Annotated in this window: 1 protein-coding gene; it reads left to right on the forward strand. The window is 39.4% G+C overall.

Annotated elements, in window-relative coordinates:
- The first annotated feature begins 417 nt into the window (after positions 1-417).
- A complete protein-coding gene (locus EFT72_RS18825; protein ID WP_124068454.1) occupies positions 418-1,719 on the forward strand; it encodes an IS110 family transposase in 1,302 nt (433 codons plus the stop codon).
- Positions 1,720-1,740 lie beyond the last annotated feature (21 nt).

Consider the following 1,740-nt stretch of genomic DNA (forward strand, 5'->3'; position numbering starts at 1 on the left):
CCTCCTCGTATAATAAGTTTGTAAGCAAAAAATATTGCTTTCAGACTTATTCTTTTTTATAAGTATAGTGGTAAGGACATCTCTGAGGATTCCCCCTCTTCCAATTCCCATCTATACAGTCAATCGTTACATTTCTTATAAGGTCAATCCTGTGTTATGATATCAGCAGAGTCTGATGTCCGAAGGCACTGCTTTTCCTCCTTTCAGCCGGTTTCGTCCGTGTCTGCCCATAGAGCATGCAGCCTGGCACATATGCTATATTCCGCTAACACAGAAGTTGCATCCCCAGCCGAAGCACCAGCAAAAAATGCTGACTGGGTGAATGCTCATTACGCGAGGCTTCGGTCAACATATGCCGCGCAGGATAAACCTTCACTTTAGGCTTCACAAATTCAGATCAGAAAGGAGCGTGATAACATGATAAAGATCAACTATATGTCCACTTTGTTTGTTGGTATTGATGTAAGTTCAAAGTCCAACGTCGTTTGTGCAATGGATTTTGATGAAAACAAATACCTCTCATCATCCTTTAAGAACAATCAGCCTGGTGCTGAGGAACTTGCTGAGATCATATTAAACTGTATGAATAGTCATCCTGACCTCAATACAATTGTTGTTGCTTTAGAGTCTACTTCCGTTTATAGCATTCACATAGCTAATTACCTGTCTACCTGTGAACTGCTCATGCCTTATAAGCCTTACATTTTCTGTCTGTATCCTAAAATGACAGCCAATTACCGTAAATCTTATGTTGGCATGGATAAAACAGATCCACTTGACGCTTATCTTATTGCAGATTTTGCAAGATGCGGACGAACTAAAAAATGTGAACCCTGGCGTGGCAGCCAATTCTTAGCCTTAAAGCGATTAACAAGACATCGCCTCCATTTAGCTGAATTCATTACAAGAGAAAAAACATATATGGTTTCTAATCTCTATTTAAAGTTTAGTGAACTTCAGCTTTTAGATGGTGATGCACAACCTTTTAGTAATATCTATGGTGCTACATCCTCTGCTGTCTTGACAGAGTTTATGTCTCTCCAGGAAATCATAGATTCTTCTGAAGATGAGCTATTGCAATTCCTTGCTCAAAAGAGCCGGAACCGCATTACTGACATATCAAAAACCTCTGAACTTTTAAAGAAAGCTGCAAGAGATTCTTATCGATTAGATAAATGCATGTACGAGCCGCTAAATGTATCTTTGGCCAGCTCATTTAACTGCATCCAGACCTATCAAAAAGAAATCAAGCTGATAGATCAGGCAATCGAGAAATGTATCAATGGCATGAACCCTAATGCCTTTATCATTCTAAAATCTATTCCAGGTATAGGACCTGTATGGGCTTCTGGCATACTTGCTGAGATCGGTGATATTACTGCTTTTCATTCATCAGATGCACTTGCTAAATATGCCGGATTAACCTGGCTTAAGAATGATTCTGGAGACTTTATATCTGAGGATAACCGTGTTTCAAAAGCTGGTAATACATATCTGCGTTATTACTTAGGAGAAGGCTCCAATAGTGTCAGACGATACATCCAAGAATACGGTGAATACTATTCTAAAAAATACGCTGAAGTAACGAAACATCAGCACAAGAGAGCACTCGCGCTTACATCTCGTAAATTCGTACGACTCGTTTTTGGTTTGCTGGTCAAAAACCAACTGTACACCGGCGAAAAATTGGACGCCGAATTTAATATTGAATCGAACTAGTATTCGAGAATACATGTTTTT

Source organism: Clostridium sp. E02 (genome assembly GCF_003833015.1).
GTDB lineage: Bacteria > Bacillota > Clostridia > Lachnospirales > Lachnospiraceae > Lacrimispora.